General features: G+C 65.0%; 21 protein-coding genes and 2 pseudogenes. 9 read left to right on the top strand and 14 right to left on the bottom strand.

Features of this window, described 5'->3' with window-relative positions; translation table 11 throughout:
* Positions 1 to 158 precede the first annotated feature (158 nt).
* The 8 genes and pseudogenes from IFT80_RS21800 to IFT80_RS01585 all read left to right on the top strand — a co-directional run.
* Positions 159 to 668: pseudogene (locus tag IFT80_RS21800) on the top strand (MCP four helix bundle domain-containing protein); the annotation flags it as partial.
* Positions 669 to 1,277: 609 nt separating this feature from the next.
* A pseudogene (locus tag IFT80_RS21805) lies at positions 1,278 to 1,799 on the top strand (methyl-accepting chemotaxis protein); the annotation flags it as partial.
* A gap of 129 nt (positions 1,800 to 1,928) precedes the next feature.
* Positions 1,929 to 3,740 (top strand): putative bifunctional diguanylate cyclase/phosphodiesterase, encoded by a 1,812-nt coding sequence (locus IFT80_RS01560; RefSeq protein ID WP_192136578.1) that lies wholly within the window; start codon positions 1,929 to 1,931, stop codon positions 3,738 to 3,740.
* A gap of 32 nt (positions 3,741 to 3,772) precedes the next feature.
* On the top strand, positions 3,773 to 4,510 hold the full coding sequence (locus tag IFT80_RS01565; RefSeq protein WP_192103572.1) for an AzlC family ABC transporter permease: 738 nt from the start codon (positions 3,773 to 3,775) through the stop codon (positions 4,508 to 4,510).
* Positions 4,507 to 4,833, top strand: coding sequence for an AzlD domain-containing protein (locus IFT80_RS01570; RefSeq protein WP_122712911.1), 327 nt, complete (start codon positions 4,507 to 4,509; stop codon positions 4,831 to 4,833). Before IFT80_RS01565 ends, IFT80_RS01570 begins: the two co-directional genes overlap by 4 nt.
* A gap of 120 nt (positions 4,834 to 4,953) precedes the next feature.
* Positions 4,954 to 6,813, top strand: coding sequence for an ABC transporter ATP-binding protein (locus IFT80_RS01575; RefSeq protein WP_122478667.1), 1,860 nt, complete (start codon positions 4,954 to 4,956; stop codon positions 6,811 to 6,813).
* 67 nt (positions 6,814 to 6,880) lie between these two features.
* Complete coding sequence (locus IFT80_RS01580) at positions 6,881 to 8,071, top strand: CaiB/BaiF CoA transferase family protein (protein ID WP_192054258.1); 1,191 nt, start codon at positions 6,881 to 6,883, stop codon at positions 8,069 to 8,071.
* Positions 8,068 to 9,003, top strand: coding sequence for a hydroxymethylglutaryl-CoA lyase (locus tag IFT80_RS01585; protein WP_192103570.1), 936 nt, complete (start codon positions 8,068 to 8,070; stop codon positions 9,001 to 9,003). The genes IFT80_RS01580 and IFT80_RS01585 overlap by 4 nt, the downstream gene beginning before the upstream one ends.
* Before the next feature lie 632 nt (positions 9,004 to 9,635).
* Here IFT80_RS01585 and IFT80_RS01590 read toward each other — a convergent pair.
* The 14 genes from IFT80_RS01590 to IFT80_RS01655 all read right to left on the bottom strand — a co-directional run bounded on the left by IFT80_RS01590 (position 9,636) and on the right by IFT80_RS01655 (position 21,487).
* Positions 9,636 to 12,272 carry a hypothetical protein gene (locus tag IFT80_RS01590; protein ID WP_192103568.1) on the bottom strand — a complete coding sequence of 879 codons (2,637 nt, stop codon included), beginning with the start codon at positions 12,270 to 12,272 and terminating at the stop codon, positions 9,636 to 9,638.
* Between the two features lie 99 nt (positions 12,273 to 12,371).
* Positions 12,372 to 13,418 carry an EscU/YscU/HrcU family type III secretion system export apparatus switch protein gene (locus IFT80_RS01595; protein ID WP_192103566.1) on the bottom strand — a complete coding sequence of 349 codons (1,047 nt, stop codon included), beginning with the start codon at positions 13,416 to 13,418 and terminating at the stop codon, positions 12,372 to 12,374.
* A complete protein-coding gene (sctT, locus tag IFT80_RS01600) occupies positions 13,415 to 14,245 on the bottom strand; it encodes a type III secretion system export apparatus subunit SctT (protein ID WP_192103564.1) in 831 nt (276 codons plus the stop codon). The genes IFT80_RS01595 and sctT overlap by 4 nt, the downstream gene beginning before the upstream one ends.
* Before the next feature lie 9 nt (positions 14,246 to 14,254).
* Complete coding sequence (locus tag IFT80_RS01605) at positions 14,255 to 14,524, bottom strand: EscS/YscS/HrcS family type III secretion system export apparatus protein (protein WP_122741901.1); 270 nt, start codon at positions 14,522 to 14,524, stop codon at positions 14,255 to 14,257.
* 34 nt (positions 14,525 to 14,558) lie between these two features.
* A complete protein-coding gene (gene sctR, locus IFT80_RS01610; protein ID WP_122796795.1) occupies positions 14,559 to 15,215 on the bottom strand; it encodes a type III secretion system export apparatus subunit SctR in 657 nt (218 codons plus the stop codon).
* Positions 15,208 to 16,263: a type III secretion system cytoplasmic ring protein SctQ gene (gene sctQ, locus IFT80_RS01615; protein WP_192103562.1), complete on the bottom strand. Its 1,056-nt coding sequence runs from the start codon at positions 16,261 to 16,263 to the stop codon at positions 15,208 to 15,210. Before sctQ ends, sctR begins: the two co-directional genes overlap by 8 nt.
* Positions 16,256 to 16,735 carry a hypothetical protein gene (locus tag IFT80_RS01620; protein WP_192136579.1) on the bottom strand — a complete coding sequence of 160 codons (480 nt, stop codon included), beginning with the start codon at positions 16,733 to 16,735 and terminating at the stop codon, positions 16,256 to 16,258. The genes sctQ and IFT80_RS01620 overlap by 8 nt, the downstream gene beginning before the upstream one ends.
* Positions 16,732 to 18,063: a FliI/YscN family ATPase gene (locus IFT80_RS01625; protein WP_192136580.1), complete on the bottom strand. Its 1,332-nt coding sequence runs from the start codon at positions 18,061 to 18,063 to the stop codon at positions 16,732 to 16,734. Before IFT80_RS01625 ends, IFT80_RS01620 begins: the two co-directional genes overlap by 4 nt.
* Positions 18,060 to 18,674 (bottom strand): HrpE/YscL family type III secretion apparatus protein, encoded by a 615-nt coding sequence (locus tag IFT80_RS01630; RefSeq protein ID WP_192103558.1) that lies wholly within the window; start codon positions 18,672 to 18,674, stop codon positions 18,060 to 18,062. The genes IFT80_RS01625 and IFT80_RS01630 overlap by 4 nt, the downstream gene beginning before the upstream one ends.
* A complete protein-coding gene (locus tag IFT80_RS01635) occupies positions 18,667 to 19,341 on the bottom strand; it encodes a type III secretion protein (RefSeq protein ID WP_192103556.1) in 675 nt (224 codons plus the stop codon). Before IFT80_RS01635 ends, IFT80_RS01630 begins: the two co-directional genes overlap by 8 nt.
* The gene (gene sctJ, locus IFT80_RS01640; RefSeq protein WP_192136581.1) at positions 19,338 to 20,123 is read right to left on the bottom strand and encodes a type III secretion system inner membrane ring lipoprotein SctJ; all 786 of its coding nucleotides are present in this window, start codon (positions 20,121 to 20,123) and stop codon (positions 19,338 to 19,340) included. Before sctJ ends, IFT80_RS01635 begins: the two co-directional genes overlap by 4 nt.
* Before the next feature lie 8 nt (positions 20,124 to 20,131).
* Entirely contained in the window at positions 20,132 to 20,539 is a 408-nt protein-coding gene (locus tag IFT80_RS01645; protein WP_244652059.1) for a hypothetical protein, read from the bottom strand.
* Positions 20,540 to 20,583: 44 nt separating this feature from the next.
* Entirely contained in the window at positions 20,584 to 20,793 is a 210-nt protein-coding gene (locus IFT80_RS01650; protein WP_122796789.1) for a hypothetical protein, read from the bottom strand.
* Positions 20,794 to 20,833: 40 nt separating this feature from the next.
* The gene (locus tag IFT80_RS01655) at positions 20,834 to 21,487 is read right to left on the bottom strand and encodes a hypothetical protein (protein WP_192136582.1); all 654 of its coding nucleotides are present in this window, start codon (positions 21,485 to 21,487) and stop codon (positions 20,834 to 20,836) included.
* A gap of 188 nt (positions 21,488 to 21,675) precedes the next feature.
* On the opposite strand from IFT80_RS01655, the gene IFT80_RS01660 reads away from it, so the two are divergent.
* Complete coding sequence (locus tag IFT80_RS01660) at positions 21,676 to 22,476, top strand: tetratricopeptide repeat protein (protein WP_192136583.1); 801 nt, start codon at positions 21,676 to 21,678, stop codon at positions 22,474 to 22,476.

Here is a 22,476-nt window from a genome sequence, read left to right on the forward strand (position 1 = left end):
ACGGCGGGATTAGTTTGATAGCGTTTAGCTATCATTGCTCCGCGAAATGCCAATTGGCTTCCTTGCCAGCAGCGCCGTAACGTCCGCCGCTTCGGCGCGACTGCACCTTCGGATCGCGCGCCTTTTCCGTCCTCATCGGGCGAACTTTCGAGCCTGCCATGAAAAAACCTCTGTCTCTGGCCACGCGCATAGCCCTGAGCTTCGCGGCCATTCTCGCCTTGTTGGTGATGATCACCGCCATCGGCATTCAGCGCGTTGCGTTCATCGATTCCACGTTGAGTGACGTGAGCGAGAACGCGGCAAAGATCCAGCGTTACGCCATCAATTTTCGCGGCAGCGTGCACAACCGTGCCATCGCCATCCGTGACGCGGTGTTGGTGGACAACGATCGCGACCTGGAAAAACACCTGGCGCAGGTGGCCTCGCTGGAAAAAGACTATGTCGATTCCGCCGCGCCCATGGAGCAGCTGTTCCAGAGCGCTGGCGTAACAGGCGAGGAGCGTCAGTTGCTGGCGGCCATCAAGGGCATCGAGCGGCAGACCCTGGAATCGACCCGCACGCTCATCGAACTGCGGCGGGGCGGTGATGTGCAAGGTGCCCAGGCCTTGCTGCTGCGCCAGACTTCGGATGACTACAGCGAATGGCTCAAGCGCATCAACGCACTGATCGACTACGAGGAAGCCGCGATCAAGGCCAAGCTGGGTGATGTGCAGGCTACCGCCAGCCAGTTCAGCACGCTGATGCTGGTGGCCACCGGTATCGCGCTGCTGCTGAGCATCGTGCTGTCGATCGTGATCATCCGCTTCGTCAAGTCGACGCTGGGCGCCGAGCCGGCCGAAGTGGCCCTGGCGATCGAGCAACTCGCCGCAGGCAACCTGAACCAGACCATCGTGACCGATTACCCCGGTAGCGTGATGGGGGTATTGCAAACCGCCTTGGGCCATTTGCGCGAGACCATCGAGCAGGTGCGTACGGCGGCGCGGGAAGTCACTCACTCTTCGGCGCAGCTGTCGGCGACCTCCACCGCCAACGACGCGCATATTCGCCTGCAGACCCGTGAGGCCGAACAGGTGGCCACCGCCATCACGCAAATGGCGGCGACCGTGGGCGAAGTCTCCGGTTACGCTGCCCAGGCTGCGGATGCGTCGCGCCTGGCGGATATCGAAGTGGAAAGCGGCAATCGGCTGGTGGCCAGCACCACGCGGGCTATCGAGCAGTTGGCGCTCACCTTGGAGCAGACCACCGACACCGTCGACCAGGTGTCGCGCCACAGCGAAAAGATCGAATCGGTCATCGACGTGATCAACTCGATTGCCGCGCAGACCAACCTGCTGGCGCTCAATGCCGCCATCGAGGCCGCCCGCGCCGGCGAGCACGGCCGTGGCTTTGCCGTGGTCGCCGACGAAGTGCGCTCGCTGGCCAATCGCACCCAGCAGTCGACCGAAGAAATCCGCGAGATGATCAGCACCTTGCAATCGGGCACCGAGGCGGCCGCGCAGACCATGCGCAACAGCTGCGAACTGGTGGGGCACACCGTCACCCAGACGCGCAGTGCGCAGCAAGCCCTGGCCAAGATCAGCGAGCAGGTGGGCGCGATCAACCTGATGAACGCACAGATTGCCAGCGCTTCGGTGCAGCAGAACGCAGTTGCCGACGACGTCTCGCAGAACATCACGCGCATCCATGGCTCGACGGTGCAGTCGGCGACCGGCTCGCAGCAGGTCGCGACCGCCAGCACCGAGCTGGCTCGCCTGGCGGACCGGCTTTCGCAGAAGGTGGCCTTCTTCGGCGCTGTCTAGGGAGACGAAGGGCAGTGGTGCTCTTGGGGCAAAGCTGTATACAGTTCCCGGAAAGGCTGCCGATACAGGGATGCAGCCTTGTCTTGAGTGCCTCCCTTTGCGACTGACCATCGGGCAATGAATACCGTGATGACCCACTTCGCTCCACCTTTCCCGGACAACGAGCGCGAGCGCGTTCGCCGCGTAGCCGAGCTCTGCTACCGCGACGCGGTCGACGACGAGGTGCTGGATCGGATCGTGGCGCTGGCCGCTGAAGTCTTCGGCACGCCGATAGCGCTCATTTCCATTCTCGAAGAACAGCAGCAGTGGTTTCGGGCGAAGGTCGGCATCACCGTTTCATCCACGCCGCGGGATGTGTCCTTCTGCGGTCACACCATTCTGGTCGACGACTTCTTCGAAGTGCCGGACACCCACCGCGACCCCCGCTTTCGACACAACGTGCTGGTCACCGGTGCACCAGGCATACGCTATTACGCCGGCGTGCCGCTGCTGACCGATGACGGCCATGCTTTGGGCAGCCTGTGCGTCATCGACAAGCAGCCGCGCGCGCCGATGTCCACCGGCCAGCGGGCGAGCCTGCGGCACCTGGCGCAGTTGGTGGTGCACCGGCTCCACGACCTGCGCGCCGACTCGTTCATCGACCGGCCGACCCGCCTGATGAACCGTATTCGCCTGGAAGACGACATCCATCGGCATCTGAGCGCTAGGGAAGAGCCGTTGCTGGTCGCGGTCGATTTCCTCTCGCCCAGTTTCGTCAACGATATCGTCAAGGCGCTGGGCTATTCGTTTTCCCAGCGTCTGGTCAGCGAAATCAGCCGTCGGGTGGCGGGCTTGATCGGCCACGACTGCGTGCTGTACCGGATCGGTCTCACCCGTTTCGCATTCATCAAGCCGCGTGACGAATGCCTGGCGACCTTGTACGCGAGGTTTTCCACGGCCTTCGCCACCCCGGTCGAACATGACGGGATCCCGATTCGCACGCAGATCGGCATGGGTGCGCTGGAGCTGGACTGCCACACGATCCACGACCGTGACTGGGTCCGTCTGGTGGTCAGTGCCGCCGATTACGCGCGTGATCGCGGCATCGGCTGGGCCAGGTACCAGGCGGAACTGGACATCGCCCAGCAGCGTGCCTTCGTGCTGCTCAGTTCATTGTCGTACGCCCTGGAGGAGTCCGAGCAACTGGGCCTGGTGTTCCAGCCGCGCATCGACTTCGCCAGCGGACGCTGCTGCGCGGTCGAGGCGCTGTTGCGTTGGACCCACCCGACCCTGGGGCCGATAGGACCGGACGAATTCATCCCGCTGGCGGAGAAGACCGACCTGATCCGGCTGTTGAGCGTGTGGGTGGTCGAGGCGGCCATCAAGCAGACGAGGCACTGGCGCGATGCGGGCTACGACTTCAAGGTCGCGATCAATATCAGCCCCTGCGATCTCGAGGGGCCGGCCTTCACCGACCGGCTGATCCAGACCCTGGAACGCTATGACGTCGAGGCTGCGACCCTGGAGATCGAGTTCACCGAAGGCGCGTTGATCAAGAATCCCGCCGAATGCCGGAACCAGCTGACCCGCCTGCGTGCGCTGGGCATCGAGATCTCCATCGATGACTTCGGCACCGGCTACAGCAACTGGACCTATCTGCGCGAACTGCCTGCCACCTCGGTAAAGCTCGACCGTTCGCTGCTCAAGGACATCGAAAACCAGGAGAAGGACCGGCGCCTGGTCACCACACTCATTGATCTGGCGCAGCGTCTGGGCTACAAGGTGGTGGCCGAGGGCATCGAGAACCAGGCCAGTTTCGACGCAGTGAAAGGCTGGGGTTGCGACGAGGGGCAGGGTTACTTCATTGCTGCGCCGATGGCCAGCGGACGACTGATCGAGTGGATCGAGCGCGAAGGCGGTGCCGCTGCCGTCGCACAGGCCGCACGCGAAGTGTCTTGCTGAGGCCTGAGATCATACCCAGCCGAGGAACCTGAATGCCTTTCCCGAGTGCAAGCCAAGCGTTCATGCAGGGCATCCGTGCACTGCTGCCGTTGACCCCTGGGGTGATTCCGTTCGGCCTGGTCACAGGGGTGATGGCGGTCGAGCTGGGTCTGTCGCCGGGCACCAGTATCGGCATGACGTTGCTCTTCTACTCGGGTTCAGCGCAGATGGTCGCCTTGCAGCTGCTGCACGTCGGTGTCCTGCCCGTGGCGATCGTCGCTACGGCATTGATCATCAACCTGCGCTTCATCATGTACAGCGCGTCGCTGGCCCCGCATTTTCACGGCCTGCCGCGGCGCTGGACCTGGCCGCTGTGCTACCTGCTGTCGGACCAGGCCTACGCGCTGTGCACGCTGAAGTTCGACAGCGGCGAACTGGGCCGCCATGCTCACCATTACTACGCTGGCACCGCAGTGGGCATGTGGCTGGCGTGGCAGGTGTCGGTACTGGCAGGCGTGTACCTGGGGGCGAGCATCCCGCAGAGCTGGTCATTGAGCTTCGCCATACCCTTGTCCTTCCTGGCGCTTCTGGTGCCTGGCATCCGCAGTCCGGCGACCTTGGGCGCGGCCGTGGTAGGCGGGGTGCTCGCCGTGCTGGCGGTGAACCTGCCTTACAACCTTGGACTGGTGATCGCTGCGGTGGGTGGCATCGCTGCGGGCCTCGTCATCGAAACCTGGCGCGACCGGGTCGCCTTGCGCACTGGCGCCGAGCCTGAGGAGCGAGCCTCATGAGCGACTGGGGCCTGTGGGCACTGTTCGTTGCCGTGGGCGTGGGGACCTTTGCCATGCGTCTGTGCTTCGTCGAGCTGCACGGCCGCTGGCGCATGCCCGAGCTGCTCAGTCGCGCCTTGCGCTACGTGCCGGCCAGCGTCCTGGCCGCGCTGGTGCTGCCGGCGGTGATCTACCCGAACGGACAGGGTGCACCGGTGCTGGATAACCCGCAGATTCCGGCGGCGATCGCCGCCGCGGTGGTCGCCTGGAAGTTCAAGAGCACGGTGCTGACCCTGGCCGTCGGAATGGCCGTGCTCTGGGGATTGAAGGCCCTGGCGAGCTAGTGGATTGCACCCCGCGCGCGCTTGCCGAATGCACCGTTCTTCGCAAAGCCGCCCATCGCGACCCACGAGTGCGCCATTAAGTGGCAGAATCTGCGCCACTTGATTCCGATGGAGACCCCCATGCTTCGTGCATTCGAACGAAGGCTCGACCCTTTCCCACCCGATGAAGTACCGCCGCCACCCGATGGCCTGGCCCGTTTTCTCTGGGCCTGCACGCGCGGCGCGCGCGGCTATATCCTGGCATTTGCGGTGCTCAGCGCTGCGGTGTCGGTCTATGAAGCCTGGCTGTTTTCCTTTCTTGGCCAGGTCGTCGACCTGCTCACCACCTGGCAGCAGGGCGGCGATGCCGCTGCCCAGGAAAGCCGCGTGTTGTGGGGCATGGGCCTGGTGATGGTGGGCAGCATTGCCCTGGTCGCCTTGCGCACCATGGTCCAGCACCAGATTCTGGCGATCAACCTGCCGCTCAGGCTGCGTTGGGACTTCCACCGGCTGATGCTGCGGCAAAGCCTGTCGTTCTTCTCCGACGAGTTTTCCGGGCGGGTCACCACCAAGGTGATGCAGACCGCCCTGGCCGTGCGCGACGTGCTGTTCACCCTGATCGAGATCCTGCCGGGCATCGGCGTGTATTTCATCGCCATCATCGCTCTGGCCGGTGGTTTCGCACCCAAGCTGATGCTGCCGTTCGTGGCCTGGCTGGTGCTGTTCGGCCTGGCGATGCTGTATTTCGTGCCGCGCCTGGGCAAGGTCGGGCAAGAACAGGCCCATGCGCGTTCGTCGATGACCGGACGCATCTCCGATGCCTACACCAACATCGCCACGGTCAAGCTGTTCTCCCACTCCAACCGCGAGGCGCACTTCGCCCGCGCGGCCATGGAAGACTTCAAGAACACCGGCTTCCGCCAGATGCGTCTGGTCAGCCAGTTCGAGATCGTCAACCAGGCACTGGTGGTCGGCCTGCTGATGGCGGCCGGTGGCTACGCGCTGTGGCTGTGGCACCTGGGCGAGATCGGGACCGGCGCCGTCGCGGCGATCACCGCCATGGCGCTGCGTATCAACGGCATGTCGCACTGGATCATGTGGCAGATGACCTCGTTGTTCGAAAACATCGGCACGCTGCAGGATGGCATGGGCACGCTGACCCGCGGGGCGAAGGTGCAGGACGCGCCTGACGCAGGTGCGCTGACGACTTCCGGCGGGGCGGTGACGTTCGACAACGTGAGCTTCAACTACAACGGCGAACGCCAGGTGCTCGACGGTTTGAGCCTGGACATCCGCCCGGGCGAGAAGATCGGCCTGGTCGGGCGCTCGGGTGCGGGCAAATCGACGCTGATCAACCTGCTGCTGCGTTTTTACGATGTCGACAGTGGCGAGATCCGCATCGATGGGCAGAACATCGCCCATGTAACCCAGGACAGCCTGCGCAGCGCCATCGGCATGGTGACCCAGGACACCTCGCTGCTGCACCGCTCCATTCGCGACAACATCGCCTATGGGCGTCCCGATGCCACTGATGAGCAGGTGCGCAGTGCGGCCGCCAGCGCTCAGGCCGATGAGTTCATCAGCCAGCTGAGCGACCGTCAGGGCCACAGCGGCTACGACACCCTGGTGGGCGAACGGGGCATCAAGCTGTCCGGCGGCCAGCGCCAACGCGTGGCGATTGCGCGGGTGATGCTCAAGAACGCGCCGATCCTGTTGCTCGACGAGGCCACCAGCGCGCTGGACTCGGAAGTCGAAGTGGCCATCCAGGAAAGCCTCGATCACATGATGCAGGGCAAGACCGTGATCGCCATTGCCCACCGCCTGTCGACCATCGCCGCCATGGACCGGCTCATCGTCATGGACCAGGGGCGCATTCTCGAACAGGGCACCCATGCCCAGCTGCTGGCGAAAAACGGTATCTATGCACGGCTCTGGCAGCACCAGAGCGGCGGTTTCCTCGGCGAGGACCAGCAACTGACCGAGGGCGTCAATCAGGACTGAGTGGCGCGCCATGTCCCCTGCGCCGCGTCGCAGATCATCCTTTTTTCAACAGACATCGAGGCTGCCCATGACTGCTCTTAGCGGAATCCGTGTCATCGAGATCGGAACCCTCATCGCTGCGCCGTTCGCTGCGCGCATGATGGGCGAGTTCGGTGCCGAGGTGATCAAGATCGAAACCCTGGGGCAGGGCGACCCCCTTCGCAAGTGGCGAAAACTCCACGAAGGCACTTCGTTGTGGTGGTACCTGCAATCGCGCAACAAGAAATCTCTGGCGCTGAACCTCAAGTCTGCCGAAGGCATCGAGATCGTCAAGCAACTGGCCGAAAGCGCCGACGTACTGATCGAGAACCTGCGTCCCGGCGCCCTGGAGAAACTCGGCCTGGGCTGGGACGTCTTGCATGCGCTGAACCCCAAGCTGACGCTGGTGCGCATCTCCGGCTATGGCCAGTCTGGCCCTTATCGCGACCGGCCAGGTTTCGGCGCGATCGGCGAGGCCATGGGCGGCATTCGCTACACCACCGGCCACCCGGACTCACCGCCGGCACGGGTGGGGGTCAGCCTGGGTGATTCGCTGGCGTCCATGCATGCGGTGATGGGCGCGCTGATGTCGTTGCTGCGGGTCAAGACCGGTCAGGGTGACGGTCAGGTGGTCGATGTCTCCCTGGCCGAAAGCGTCTTCAACGTGATGGAAAGCCTGGTGCCCGAGTATGCCATGCTCGGTCATGTGCGCGAGCGCAGCGGCGGTGCTTTGCCCGGTATCGCCCCATCCAATACCTATCCCACTGTCGATGGCGGTTATGTGGTGATCGCGGGCAACAGCGATCCCATTTTCAAGCGCCTGATGAACGCCATCGGTCGAGCCGATCTGGGCGATGACCCGGCGTTCGCTCACAACGACGGCCGAGCTGCGCAGAGCGACCTGCTCGATGGCGCCATCAGTGCCTGGAGCGCCCAGCGCCCTATCGAGGATGTGTTACAGGCACTGGAAAGCGCCGAGGTGCCTGCCGGGCGCATCTACTCGGTCGCCGATATCGTCGCCGACCCGCACTATCAGGCCCGCGGCATGATTCTCGATGCGCAGCTGCCCGGTGGCGTGGCAACGAAAATGCCCGGCATCGTGCCCAAGCTCTCCGCCACGCCGGGTGTGGTCAATTGGCAGGGGCCCAGCCTGGGGCAGCACACCCAGGCCGTGCTGACCGAGCTGGGCCTGAGCGAGAGCGCTATCCAGCGCCTGAAGGATGAGGGGATCGTGCAGTGATCAACGACTACTCGCAACGTCTCATCGTTCAGGAAGTGGCGCCCCGTGATGGTCTGCAGATCGAGCCGATCTGGGTTGCCACCGCAGACAAGATTGCCTTGATCGACCAGCTTTCGCTGGCGGGCTTCAGCCGCATCGAGGCCGGTTCCTTCGTTTCGCCCAAGGCCATTCCAGCCCTGCGCGATGGCGAACAGGTGTTCCATGGCATCGCCCGCCAGCCGGGTGTGACCTACGTGGCGCTGATTCCCAATCTCAAGGGGGCGCAGCGCGCGCTCGCCGCCAAGGCGGATGAACTCAACCTGGTGTTGTCGGCCAGCCAAAGCCACAACCGCGCCAACATGCGCATGACCCGTGAACAATCCCTGGCAGGCTTCACCGAAGTGCTCGAGCTGGCCCGCGGTACGTCGGTCAGCCTTAATGGCACCATCGCCACGACCTTCGGCTGCCCGTTCGAAGGCGCCATCGATGAACGCGTGGTGATGGACCTGGTCGATGCCTATCAGCGGCTCGGCATGCAGGGCGTGACCCTGGCCGACACCACGGGCATGGCCAACCCGCGCCAGGTCTACGCATTGGTCCGGCGGGTGCTGGAACAGTTGCCCGCCGAAGCGCTGACCCTGCATTTCCACAATACCCGCGGGCTGGGATTGAGCAACGTCCTGGCTGCCTACGAAGCCGGTGCGCGGCGCTTCGATGCGTCGCTCGGGGGGTTGGGCGGATGCCCGTTCGCGCCGGGCGCCTCGGGCAACATCTGCACCGAAGATCTGGTGAACCTGTGTGAGGAGATGGGCATTCCCACCGGCATCGATCTGCCCCGTCTGCTCGACCTTTCCCGCACGTTGCCAGCGCTGCTGGGGCATGAAATGCCGGGGCAGGTGGCGAAGGCGGGGCGCAACGCAGACCTTCATCCGCTGCCGCCGGGACTTGGCTGAGCAGCACCGCAGCATCGTCGTTCGTTACCCAGACAACAACGAAAAAGCATCCCGCTCAGGGGTTCGCCTGGAGAAAAACAGACCGCGATCGAACGTAGGAGCGGTCCGTGGCCGCGAAAGGCGCACCGCGTTGCATCAGGCATACCGCGTCACGGCTTTCGCGGCCGATGACCGCTCCTACAGTGGGGACGCGATCGAACGTAGGAGCGGTCCGTGGCCGCGAAAGGCGCACCGCGTTGCATCAGGCATACCGCGTCACGGCTTTCGCGGCCGATGACCGCTCCTACAGTGGGGCGCGATCGAACGTAGGAGCGGTCCGTGGCCGCGAAAGGCGCACCGCGTTGCATCAGGCATACCGTGTCACGGCATTCGCGGCCGGTGACCGCTCCTACAGTGGGGACGCGATCGAACGTAGGAGCGGTCCGTGGCCGCGAAAGGCGCACCGCGTTGCATCAGGCATACCGCGTCACGGCATTCGCGGCCGGTGACCGCTCCTACAGTGGGGGCGCGATCGAGTGTAGGAGCGGTCCGTGGCCGCGAAGGGGGTGCTGCTGTGCATCAGGCATACCGCATAACGGCTTTCGCGGCCGGTGACCGCTCCTACGGGTTGCGCAGGGGCGGTCGGTGCGCGATTAGCCTACGCGGTCCAGGCGGGTGTCGAGGTTTTCGCCGTCGCCCTTGTAGTCGTCATGCTTGACGTCGTCGAAGCCTTCTTCCGGCAGATGACCTTCCTCGGCGTAGAACTCGTACTCGCCGTCGCGATACTCGAAGATGCTTTTATCGTCGGGCGCGTCGCGCTGGCCGTAGTTGTACATGTAGGTGTCGAGGAATTCGAAGCGCTTGTCGCCGTCTTCGGTCAGCAAGCCCTGCTCGGACAGGTCGGCAAACAACCCTTGCAGGTCATCGCGGTGGTCATCCATGCGGTTGTTGTGCTTGATGTCTTCGACGATCAGGAACGGCGTCAGCGCCAGGGTAAGGGCAGCACCGGCCCACAACAGTGGCCCGGTCAACGCCCTGGCCACGTTGGAACCCACCAGCGCGGCCATCTGCGCACCCCCGCCGGCTACGTTGAAGGCCCCGGCGGCCACGGTGATCGCGCCCTGTGCGACGACCGTCTGGTCGTTGCTGTTGAGCCCGCTCTTGATCTTCAGGCCGCCCAGCACCAGATCGGCCACACCGGTGAAGGTATTGGCGCCGGCGTCCATGATCCGCAGGAATGCCGAAACCGCGCGGGTGCTGGGCGTGCTGCCATTGAGCCCGGGATTCTTGGCGAAGCCGTCGCGGAAGCCCTCGGTCAAGGTCTTCATGTTGTCTTCGGAAAGGTTGAGCTTTTCCGCCAGCTTCTTCTTGTCGTCGATCGGCGCTGCATCGACGGCTGCATTGAAGTCCTCGAACAGCTTCTTCAGATCGCCTTCCACCACACTGAACGGCCGCCCGCCACCCTGAGGCTGGTCCTTACCGAAGATCTGCGGCAGCGACTTGTCCAGGCCTAGCATCTGGTTGACCTGAGTGCCACGCACGCTGTCGACGATATTGGAACCCAGATTGACGAAGTGCTGGCCGGCGCCGAGCACACTGACCATGTCCTTGGCGATGGCTAGCCGCTCTTCCGGGGTATCGGCCAGGCTGCCGCCCTTGCCGACCAGCTGATAGATACCCGAGGCCAGCGAGATCAGTCCGCCGGCCGATCCCAGCACGCCGTTGCCGTTGAGCTCGCTCAGGGTGCGCAGCATGCTGCCATGGGCGCCTTCTCCGAGGGTCTTGTAGACGTCCTTGCCCATGACCTTCTCGATATCGGTCTGGGTCACCGTGCCGTTCTGGCTGAACGTGGCACCCAGTTCCTTCAAGGCACTGGCGAAGGTTTTGGCGGTTTGCTTGTTGCCGAGAAATTCCTGGACGAAACGTTCGGTTTCCACGGTACGTCGAGGGATGTCCACGCCGCCTTTCTTCAAGGCCGTCAGCAGCGTCTTGATCGTATCCTGGGTGGCCAGCGCCGTGTTCTGGTCGTTGATTCCCGACGGATCGGCCAGCAGCTTGTCCAGGTCCATGGTGGTCGCGTCGATCATCATGTGCTGGGAAAACTGGGCGGCCTTTTCTGGATCGAAGGCGGCCAGGGCGGCGTAGGTCTTGCTGATGTCGGCTTCGGCCAGGCCTTCCTTGCCGCTGTTCTTCAGGTCGGCGATGTAGCGCGAGTAGTCTTCGGAGAACGCCATGCTTTCAAGCTTTTCACGCACCGCGGTCTTGTCCGGCAGGGCGTCGAGGGACTTGGCCTGCTGCGCCTGGAAATCCTTCTGCACGCTTTCGGCGCCGAACAGTTCGGCCGTGCGTTCGTCGACCTTGACCCGGTCGATGATCGACGACAGATCGTCGCCGCTGACCTTGGCGGTACTCTGGCCCATGGACATGTCCAGCACCACCATGTCCAGCCCGCCGTCACTGGCGGCCTGCGCGCGCAACGCCGTGTAGAGTTTGGCGCGGTCGTCATCCTTGCCGATGCTGCCGTCCTCCACGCCGGTTTTCCATTGCGCGATCAGGTTCTGCCAGGTCTGCTCACTGACGGTGAGCTTGCGGTTCGCATCGTTGGGGTCGACCGTGCCGGTCTCCAGATTGCCCACATCCAGTTCGCTCATGGCCGGCAGGTCGGCTTCCTTGCGCGCATCGTCTATCTTGCCGTCGTCGTTGCGGCGGCCTTCATCCACGGCCACGAAGCGTTCATACAGCTGCGGATTGCTCTCCTTGGAAACGATGACCTTGCGACTGCCGCCGTCGGCATCGAACACCTCGGCGCGAACCAGGCCCGGACCGACCTCGTCCTTGACCCCGATGGTCGCGCCGTCGATGTCGGCGTCGGTGAACGGGTTGTCCTTGACCTGCTGGTAACCTTCGTCTTCGCTGGTCTTGATACCGTCCAGGGTCTTGCCCATGTCGTCCAGGGTATCGAACGCCTCTGGAGTCAACTCGCGGGTAACCACCACCACGCTGTCGTCATTCTTGTACACCATCAGCACGTCCGGGTTGCTGGGGTCACGTTCGATGGTGCGTACCTGATCCAGGCTCGGCGCCTCTTCAGTGCGCAGCACGCTGGCGTCGTGCAGTTTTTCCTGCAGCTCGATCATCTCCCGGGTTGCGGGGTTCTCGATGGGCAGGGGCTTGGGCTGCTGCTGGGCGATGCTCTTGGCGATCGCGATCAAGGCATCGAAGGTCAGCTCGGGACTGGTTTGCGGTGCGACCGGATCGGTCGACGTGGCAGGCTGAAGGGTATCGGTCATCGGCTTGCTTCCTTGTGAGGTGAATGAGCGCGGCGCGACAGCGAGACAGCCGCCGAATGTCCACCGTACAGCCCGAGTGTTTAACTTTTGGGTCACCGCCTAGATCAACCGTGCACCGACCAGGATGTCGGCCACTTCCTGGAACGTGGCATCCGGTACCGCGTCGCCGGCCGCGCGCACGGCAATGCGACGCGCCAGCAGCGCGTTCACAGCATGGGCGATGCCCAGCGCGCGTGCCTGTTCCAGCATCGCCGCCGATTCCTGCCCATCGGCCCTGCTGACGATCACCGGCACCGGTGTCTCGCCGCGGATGTAGCGCAGGCCCACCGCCCATTGGCCCGCTTCGCCGATCACCAGCGTGGCGTTGTGCACACCGCGCTTGGTGGCCAGCGCATGCATCTGCTTGCGCTGGCGCTGGCGTGCCTGGCGGATCAGTGGGTCACCGTCGCTGTCCTTGGTCTCGCGCTTGCGGTCGCTCTTGGTCATGCGCATCTCCCGGCCGAACAGCCACCGCTGCATGAGCACGTCCAGCCCGCCCACCAACAGGAAGGCGATGATCAGGGTGGCCAGCAGCGGCTGGAACATTTGCAAAAACGAGGCCCGTACGCATTCGGCGCCGCAGCCGGAGGACTGCATCAGGCTCTGCATGCCGGCGCGATATACCAGGACGAAGGCGACGGTCAAAGCGCCGAGCTTGAACAGCCCCTTGAGCAACTCGATGAGGCTGCGCAGCGAAAAAATGCGCTTGAACCCCGCGACCGGGCTGATGCGCTCGAACTCGGGCTTGATCGGGTCGGCGCTGAACACCGGGCCGCCCATGGTCACCAGGTTGCTCAGCACCACGGTCACCACCGTCACCGCCAGCAGCGGCAGGGTGACGCTCAGCAGCAGGTCCACCGCAGTGCTTTGCACCCGCGGCCAGAGGCTGGCGAACGGTTCGCTCCAGACCTGGGCAACCAGCTCGACGAAGGCCATGCAACGTTGCTGCAGGCCTTCGGCGACGCTGATCAGGTACAGGCTGCAGGTCAGGATGACCATGGCGGTAACCATGTCCTGGCTCTTCGGCAGTTGGCCTTTGTTGCGCGCATCGCGCAGTTTCTTCTGCGAGGCGGGCAGTGACTTCTCTTCACTGGGTTGCTCGCTCACGGCGCACCTGTCTGCAGGCCGGCCTGCACCGTCGACTCGACCACATCGAACCAGCCGCGCATCGCGCCCAGCTGGCTGAGCATGTAGGGAATCATGAAGCTGACATAGACGACCATCAGGAACGAGAACAGAAGGTTCTTCACCGACAGCGACAGGTCGAACACATGCAGCTGCGGCGCCATGCGTGCCAGGTAGGCCAGCAGCAGGTCGGCGGTGAGGATGGCGATCACCACCGGGGCGATCATCAGCACGCCGGTCTGCATGACCTTGTCCAGCACGCCCACGATCTCCATGACACTGTTCACGCCCAGTGCCGGCGCCGCTGCCAGTGCCGGCCACAACTGGTAGCTGCGGTACAGCCCGTCGAGCATCAGGGTGAAGCCCCCGGACATGAAGAACAGCGTGATCAAAGTGATGCTCAGCAGGGTCGAGGTGACGCTCGATTCGCCCGAGCTCAGCGGGTCGAGCAGCTGCGCCATGGTCGAGCCACGTTGCAGGTCGATCAGCTCGCCAGCGACTTCGGCGGCCCAGAAAGGGATACCGAAGATCAACCCGATGACCACGCCGATCACCATTTCCTTGATCAGCAGCGCCATCAACATCAGGGTCGACGGTGCCTGCTCGCCTGCCAGGGCGATGAAGATGTCCGGGGCGATCGGAATCGACACCACCACCGCGACCGCGCTGCGGATCATGCCGGTCAGGCCCAGCCGATTGAACGCCGGGGTGATGATGATCATGCCCAGGGCGCGGGCCACGGCCATGCCGAAGGCGCTGAGCAGGGGGTAGGCGAGGTCGAAGAACCCTGCCAGTTGCTCACCGAGCATGGGCCACCGTCAGCGTGTCCACGCGGGAAAGTTGTCGAGCATCTGCCCGGCCAGGTTGACCACCTGGCTCGCCAGCAGTGGACCGAGCACCAGCAGCACCAGCATGACCGCGACCAGCTTGATCGCCTGCGGCAGGGTCTGGTCCTGGATCTGGGTCAGCGCCTGCACCAGGCCGACGCCGAAGCCGACCACGATGGCCACCAGCAAGGCTGGCGCCGACAGCAGCAATACGGTCATCAGCGCGTCTTTCATCACTGTCAGGAAGATATCCTGGCCCATGACTGCTACCTCGCGAGGGGTGGGTGGTCGACGTTCATGCGCCGTAGCTCATGATCAGTCCGTGCATGAGGCGCGACCAACCGCTGACGGCCACGAACAGAAAGATCTTCAACGGGATCGAGATCAGCGTCGGCGATACCATCATCATGCCCATCGCCATGAGGATGTTGGAGACGATCAGGTCGATCACCAGGAACGGGATATAGAGCAGAAAGCCGATCTCGAAGGCACGGGTCAGCTCGGAGCTGACGAACGCCGGGATCAATACCACCAGATCGTCTTCGCGAAGATCGGCGCGGGCTTCCTCCGACCAGATGCTCTCGGTCGCCTGCAGAAAGAACGCGCGCTCATCCGGATTGGCGTAGCGCGACAGGTGCGCCTGCAACGGTGCGCGCAGCACGTCGCCGGCTTCGCGAATGCCGTCCACGCTCTGCAGGCTGATGGGCTGGGCTTCGAGGCGGTGGAGCATTTCCCCCACCAGCGGCGTGGTGATGTAGACGGTGAGAATCAGCGCGATGCCGTACAGCACCAGGTTGGGCGGCGTCTGCTGCACGCCCAAAGCGTTGCGGATGAGAAACAGCACCACGGAGATCTTCAGGAAGCCGGTCATGGTGACCACCACCAACGGCACCAGGCCGATGGTGGAGACCACGATGATGATTTCGATCAGGTTGGGTTGCAGCTCATTCATGGGCTGCACGGCTCGTCAGGCGCACCCCCAGGCCTTCGCCCAAGGTGACCAGTTCGCCTTGGCCGAAGGCTTTGCCATTGGCATGCAGCATGACGTGCTGACCCTCTCGGTCCGGCAGGGGCAACACGCTGCCGCAGACCAGTGCGCCAAGGGTCTGCACCGTCACCTCGAGGTGCCCGACTTCGCAGACCAGGGTGACGGGCAAATGCGCTGCAAGGTGTTCGGGGGATTGCGCCATGGTGGATTCTCCTGAGGAAGGCGAAAGGAACGGAAAGGAAGCCGGCGACGGTGAATCGTCCAGGCGCAGGCCGCCGGGGATGAGCGTGGCAAACGCGTGCAGGCGCTCGGCGATGCTTACCAGCACGCCTTCGCAAGGTCGATCGAGCATGACCACATCGCCCGGCGCCAGGCTGTGCAGTTCGTCCAGGGACAGCCGCTGCCAGCCGCAGGCGACCGACACCGGCAGGGGTAGCCAGCCAGGGTGCTCCGGCACGCGTGGTACCTGGGTATCGAGCAGAGCCAACAGACGTTGGGCGGCGCCCGGGTCGAGCGCCAGACCCAGGGTGGCGTGCCACGCTCCTTGGCTGACGGCCAATCCCAGGCGCACCGGCAACGTATTCTCCGCGGTCGGTTCAGGGACGCACTGCAGGGGCTGGGTGGTCAGTTTTTCCAAGGCTTCGACGAGGTCGAGCAGCAGGTACTCGAGCAGCAGGCAACGCTGTTCCGGGGAGGCCTGTTGCAGGCTGGTGCTCGTTTCGGTACCAAACGCACTGTCCAGCAAGCCCATGGGCAGGTACAGGGCGCCCGCGTCCTGGCCGAGGCTGAAGGCGACGTCGAGGCGGTCGTCGAGCGCCTCGGGCCAGGCGCGCACGGCCAGTTGGCAGGCGTGACCGCCCAGCGCGAACTCGATGACGGCGCGCGGGTGCAACCATTGATTGATCAGTTCCCAGGCAGTGGCATCGACCCGGGGGAAATGCGCAAGCACCTGTTGTGGCAACACCGGCGCTGGCGACGCCTGCGCGGGGCGGATCGGGCGGACGTCACCCATGGGGCACGCGGCCGGGCCGATCTTCTGCTTCCGCTTCGGCGTGCCCCTGCGCGCGCAGGCGGACCTGGCGGACTTCCTGTGCCAGCAGTTGGGCCATGGCCTCACACTGTCGCTGGTGCTGTTGACGCTGCTGCCGCAGGGTTTCCAGGTGAGCGTGCGCCTGGGTCCGTTGCTCGCTGAGGGCTTGCAGCTGCTGTGCGAACTGCCGATCCAGGTAGACTCGCTCGGATGCCTGCTGCTGGTAGCGCTGGACCTGCCAATGATCGACGACTTCACCCAGCAGCGCCGCGCCGTTGCGTGCGTCGCGGCGGGCCAGGGCTTCGCTGTGCAGGCAGTGCGCCTGGGTCAGGGTGTCTATCCGCTGCTCCAACTCGTCGCGGCTGCGCGCCTGTCGGGCGGCAGCCATCCGTGCCTTGCGTTCGCGCAACTCGCGCAGTCGCAGCAGCGCCTGCAGGCGCTCGGCGCCGGTCACTCGAGCAACTCGAGCAGCGCACGCACGGTTTGTTCATAGTCGCTGCAACTGTCGGCCTGCTGGCACAGGAATCGCTCGATAGCCCCCTGCCGCGCGATGGCCGCATCGGTCTGCGGATCGCTGCCAGCGCTGTACTCGCCCACCTGCAACAACAGCTGGACATCGGCGTACAGCGCCATGGACTGACGAATCTGCGCCGCGCTCTGGCGTTGCAGCGGCCGCACCACGGCGTCCATCAGGCGGCTGCGACTGCGCAGTATGTCGATGGCCGGGAAGTGGTTCTTCTGCGCCAGGGCGGCGCTGAGCACGATGTGCCCGTCCAGGATCGAGGTGACTTCTTCGGCCACCGGATCCTGGCTGCCGTCGCCTTCGGTAAGGATCGTGTACAGGCCGGTGATGCTGCCGCGTGCGGCCGGTCCCGCGCGCTCCAGCAGGCGCGGCAGGGCGGCGAAGAACGAAGGTGGAAAGCCGCGCCGGGTCGGTGGTTCACCCGCTGCCAGGCCGACCTCGCGCTGCGCGCGGGCGAAGCGCGTGATGCTGTCCATCAACAGCAGCACATGCAGGCCTTGGTCGCGAAAGTATTCGGCGATGCTGGTTGCCACGTGGGCCGCCTGGACCCGCTCCATGGCTGGACGGTCGGAGGTAGCGACCACGGCGACGGTGCGTGCGCGGGCCTGCGCGCCGAGCTGGACGTCGAGCAATTCGCGTACTTCACGTCCACGTTCGCCGATCAATCCCAGCACGATGACGTCGGCGGCGGTGCCGCGCACGATGCTGGTCAGCAGCGACGACTTGCCCACCCCCGGCTCGCCGAAGATGCCCACCCGCTGGCCACGGGCGACAGTCAGCAGGCCGTCTATGGCGCGGATGCCCAGGGCCAGCGGCTGCTCGATCAGGCTGCGCGAGAACGCCGCCGGCGGCTCGCCATGCACCGGGTAGTGACGTGTCGGCCCCGGCGCCAGAGGCGGCGCCGGGCCGTCGAGAAAGTGGCCCAGCGGGTCGATGACCCGTCCCAGCAGATGCTCACCCACGCTGACCTTCAGGGGCGCGCCGGTGGGGATCACTTCGCAGCGGGTGGACATGCCTTGCAGCTCGCCGATCGGCGTGAGCAAGGCTTCGTCGCCTTCGAAACCGATGACCTGGGCCGCGACCAGACGCTGGTCGAGGGGATCGCGCAGGTAACACAGCTCACCGATGCGGGCCATTGGCAGGCTGGCGTAGACCATGATTCCGCGAATCCGCCGGACCTTGCCGCGCACCGGTCTTGGTATGGCAGTCGTGGCCCGCGCGAGCAATTCTGGCAGCACGGTGTCGAGTACCGCGCTCACTGGGCAGCTCCGCTGCTGTCGGGGGCGGCTGGCAGACCCAGGGCGAAGCGCAGGCCGCGCAACTGCTCGTCGACGTCCAGGTCGACCAGCGCGGCCGGGCTCGACAGCGTGGCCTGCCGCGGCCCCAGGCTGGCATCGCCCTGAACCTGAATCTGCACCTGCACCACGCCGAGCAGCCCGTCCAGCAAACTCGTGACCGGCGCCAATTGAGCCGGCGGCACGCGCAGGGTCAGTTGCTGCTGGTCGCGGAAGTCGTGCAGGGCGCGCTGGCACAACTGCGCGATCAGGGGCGCGGCGTCGAGGTCGTCGAGTACCTGGCGAACCAATGTCAGGCTCAGCTCGGCCAGTTGCACCTGCACCGTGGCCAGATAGCGCTCCATGGCTACAGCGGTCTCGACCAGCTGTCGACCCGCCGCCGCCTGGCCCTCGGCAAGTCCTTCGGCGCGGGCGGCAGTGCGCAGGTCCTGGGCCTGCCGCTCGGCCAGCTCGAGCAGCTGTCGAGCCTGCTCGCGTGCATTCTGCAGATATTCCTGACCGTCGATCCAGTGCGCGGCTTCATCGGCACGCACGATGCGCCTGCCAGGCGTTGGCAATGGGCTGGCTTCACTCATGCATGGGCCCCTGGGTCGGCGGATCGCTGCGCACTACCCGCCGCACGATCATTGGCCCGTACTGTTCGATGCGCGGAGTAATCGGCGTGGCGGCGGCCGGGTCATCGATTTTCAATCGGTACCAGGCGGCCAGTGCGCGAGGTTGTTCGGCCAGCCAGGCGTTGACGCAGGCCTGCCCATCTCGTTCGACCACAGCGTCCAGTTCCTCGAGAGAAGCCGGCAGCTCGTGGCTGGCCAGCGGGCAAGCCAAGGCATGTTCGGCCAGGGCCAATTCGAACAGCGCATCACCAAAGTGCTCGCGCAGCGCACGTACTGCCGGTGCGCGAATTTCCCGAACCAGCGCCTCGGCCCAGAACACCACCCCGCAGCGACGCGCCAGTTGCCTGAGTTGCGCGCTGTCCAGGGTGGCCACCGGGACATCCTCGGCCGCCGGGGCGTGCAGCGCCTCGAGGGGTTGCAAGGCAAAGCGTCGCTCCAGCATGCGCGTCAGCCGCTCGCGCAGGCGTGGTTGGGCCAGCATCGCGTCCAGGGTGGCGGCGGGCAGGTCGAGGTTGTCGAAGCAGGCCTGCAGACGTGCCCGGTGCACGTTGTGCAGGGGGCGGGCGGTAAAGGTTTGCCAGCGGCGTTCATGCTCGGCTGCGGCGATCGTGCGTTCCGCTGCGTTCATGTGGCGTCCACCAAGGCGTAGCTGCGCGGCTGACGTGCTTGCCACAGCACATAACCCAGCACCCCAGCCAGCGCCACGATGGCCAGCAACATCACGCCGAACAGGGTTGCAGCGCGGGTCTGGCTGCTGTCCAGCACCCAGATACCCATGACCGAGGAAAACGCGGGTGCCTGGCGTGCGCGCTCGCGGGCGGCGGCCTGCACGGGAGTGACCGAGACGCCGTCGTAGCCCAACCCGGAAATGCCATTGGCGACCAACGTCTTGATCTGCGGTATCAGTGCATTGATGTCCAGCCCGGCTTCGTAGCGTACGAACACCGAGGCCGAAGAGGGGGTGATGTTGCGCTTGAGCAGGTCGTTGTCCGGCAGCACCACGTGGACTCGGGCCGAGACCACGCCGTCGACCTGCGATACGGTGTGCGCCAGTTCCTCGCTCAACGCGTAGATCAGCTGGGCGCGTTCCTGGGTAGGCGACGAAACCAGACCGTTGCTCTTGAACACCTCGCCCATGCTGGCGAAGGTCTGCTCCGGCAGGCCGGCCTGTTCCAGGATCGCCATGGCTTCGGCAAAGCGCTCCTGCGCCACGTTGACGGTCAAGCGCCCGTCCTTCTGCACCACGCGGTCGGCGGGGATGCCTTCGTGCAACAGCGCAGCGACCATGGTGTTGGCCTCGCGCTCGCTGAGATTGGTGTACAGCTGGGTCTTGCAGCCCTGCATCAGGCAGGCGAGCAGGACGATGGCCAGCAGGCGGCGTGTCGTGCGCTGCAGTATCGGGAGAGGCATAAGGTTCATCATTGACCCTTGAGCAAAGTGTTGGCGGCGCCGGACACCTGGGTGGCACCGCGCACCACCATCTGCGTCTCGATGGAGTGATCGAACATCAGGCTCAACGATTCCACGACTTTTTGCAGTTGCGGGTCGGCAGCGGCCTGCGCCGGGGTCGGGTGACCGGCCGCCGCAGGGTCGCTCTGTCTGGCGCCGAGGTCGGCGGCGCGCTCGGCGAAGCGCTGTGTGCGATTAAAGAAGCCGTCGAGGTTGTCCAGAACACCGGCCCCCAACTGCGCGGGGCTGGTGCCGGTGGGTGCGACGGCGGGTTGCCGGGCCATGTGCTCGAAAAGGTTCTGCGATACCTGGCCGGTGCCCACTGCATCGGCGATGGGTGGCTGTGCCGGTACGGCGGTGGCGGCAATGGGCAGCATGGTCAGGCTCCTGTTCGACGATGGGAAGGTTCAGCGCGACGCAATCACTCGTCGGACATCGCTTCATTCAGCATTTCGTTGGCCTTGGGCATGATGATCATCTGGCCGGCCACGGTGACCGCGCCGCTGACCAACTGATCGGTGAACTCGGCGTCGCTCAGTTCCGTGGAGCTGTCCAGCGCGGCGTTGAATTGCGCTTCGCCGTCCGTGCCGGCAGAGGGATCGAGGTTCGGATCGATAGCGTTTGTAGCCATGGTCGTTCTCCTTGCATGTGAGCCCGAAGGCGGGGTGAACTCAGTTGAGGCCCGAGACCACCTGGGTCTCGGCGCCGCCACGAAAGATCCGCACACTGCCGGCCGCAGGTTGGGTAGCGGCCGTGCGGCGCAGGGGCGGTCGCAGGGCGGCGAGTTGCCCGTCGATCAGGCTCAGGTAGCCTGGCGAGCCGGCCGCGCGCACCGTGCGCGCGTTGGCATCGACGCTCAGCCGGGCGCGCGGGCCTCCGGCAAGCAGCGGGGCCAGCGCGTCCTGAACCGCAGCGGCCGATAGCGTGCCGGTGTCGAAGGTGCGCGCCGCAGTGTCGTTGGCGCTGTCGACGAACAGCGTGCTGCCATCGAAGTACCAGCCAAGCCCGTTGGCGGTGCTCAACGCGGCGAGAAAATCGGCGGCGCTGTCGCCACGCACCTTGCCGCGAACCTTGCCCTTGACGGCGTCGGCGATGACCACCGCGATACCGAGGTTGCTGCCCATCTCCTGCAGCACGCCCCGTACATCCTGGTCGATGATGAGGTACGGATAGGGTTGCGCAGCCCAGGCCGGCGCAGCATCGGTTGTGGCCCAGGCGCTGGGCCCGGCCAGCATGCCCAGGATCACCAATACGCTGAGCAGCCCCGGCGTGCCGGGCGAGCGCTGGCTGGATCTGGCAATGATGTCTGGGCCGTGCTGGCTCATGCGCTGTGCGTTCCTGCCGATTGATTGAACGGGCCGAGTGTAGCCGCGCGCACTTTGCGTTTTTGTGACGGTCGGCAAACGCGCCACGCACTGCAAGCCTTGCACCCCATGCAAGTGCGTGTTGTCACCGGACTGTCATCTGGGTAGGGTTCACTCAGCCCTTTGTCAGCCTTCAGGGGAGGGGTGTAGTGGGTTTTTCAAGACCTGGAAAGTCTCTGCCGATCACGGTACTGGCGGCGGCCTGCGTGCTGTTGGGCGGCTGCGCCACGCAGGCACCGCCCAGCGATGACGGCGCGCGATTGATGCAACTGGCGGCCGAGGTCGATCGTCGCGGCGATCCTTCTTCGGCAGTGGCGCTCTATGAGCGTGCCGCCGTACTGTCCCAGGAGGCGCCCGAGGTCATGTTGCAGTTGGGTGAAGCGCGTTTGGCCAGCGGCGATCCTCAAGGCGCGGCGCGGGCTTTTCGTGGCGTGCTGGTCAACCAGAGCAAGGAGCCGCGGGCGCTGCTGGGCCTGGGCACCGCGTTGCTGCAGAGCGGCGAAGTCAGTCGCGCCAGTGACACCCTGGCGCAGGCAGCACCGCTGATCGGCACGGCCACTGCCTACAATCGCCTGGGTACTGCCGCGATGCTCGCGGGCCGGCAGGCGCAGGGCATCGCCGCGCTGCGCCAGGCCCATGAGCTGGACCCGCAGAACCTGGATATCAGTACCAACCTGGCCTTGGCTCATGCGCTTGGCAGTCAGCCGAACGAGGCCGTCGAGCGCATGGCACAGGTGGTCCGCTCGCCACTGGCACGTCCCAGTCACCTGCGTCAGCAACTGCTGGTGCTGACTTTGGCCGGCCAGGAGCAGCGCATTGCTGCCGAACTGCCCGACCTGAGCGAAAGCGAGCGGATGGCGTTGATCGGCAAGGCACGGGCCATCAAGGTGCTGCAGGATCCGGCCGACCGCGCTCGCGCCCTCGGCATTCTCGCGCGCCAGGCGCGCTGA

This window comes from Pseudomonas sp. CFBP 8771 (genome assembly GCF_014841695.1).
GTDB classification, from domain to species: Bacteria; Pseudomonadota; Gammaproteobacteria; order Pseudomonadales; family Pseudomonadaceae; genus Aquipseudomonas; species Aquipseudomonas baltica.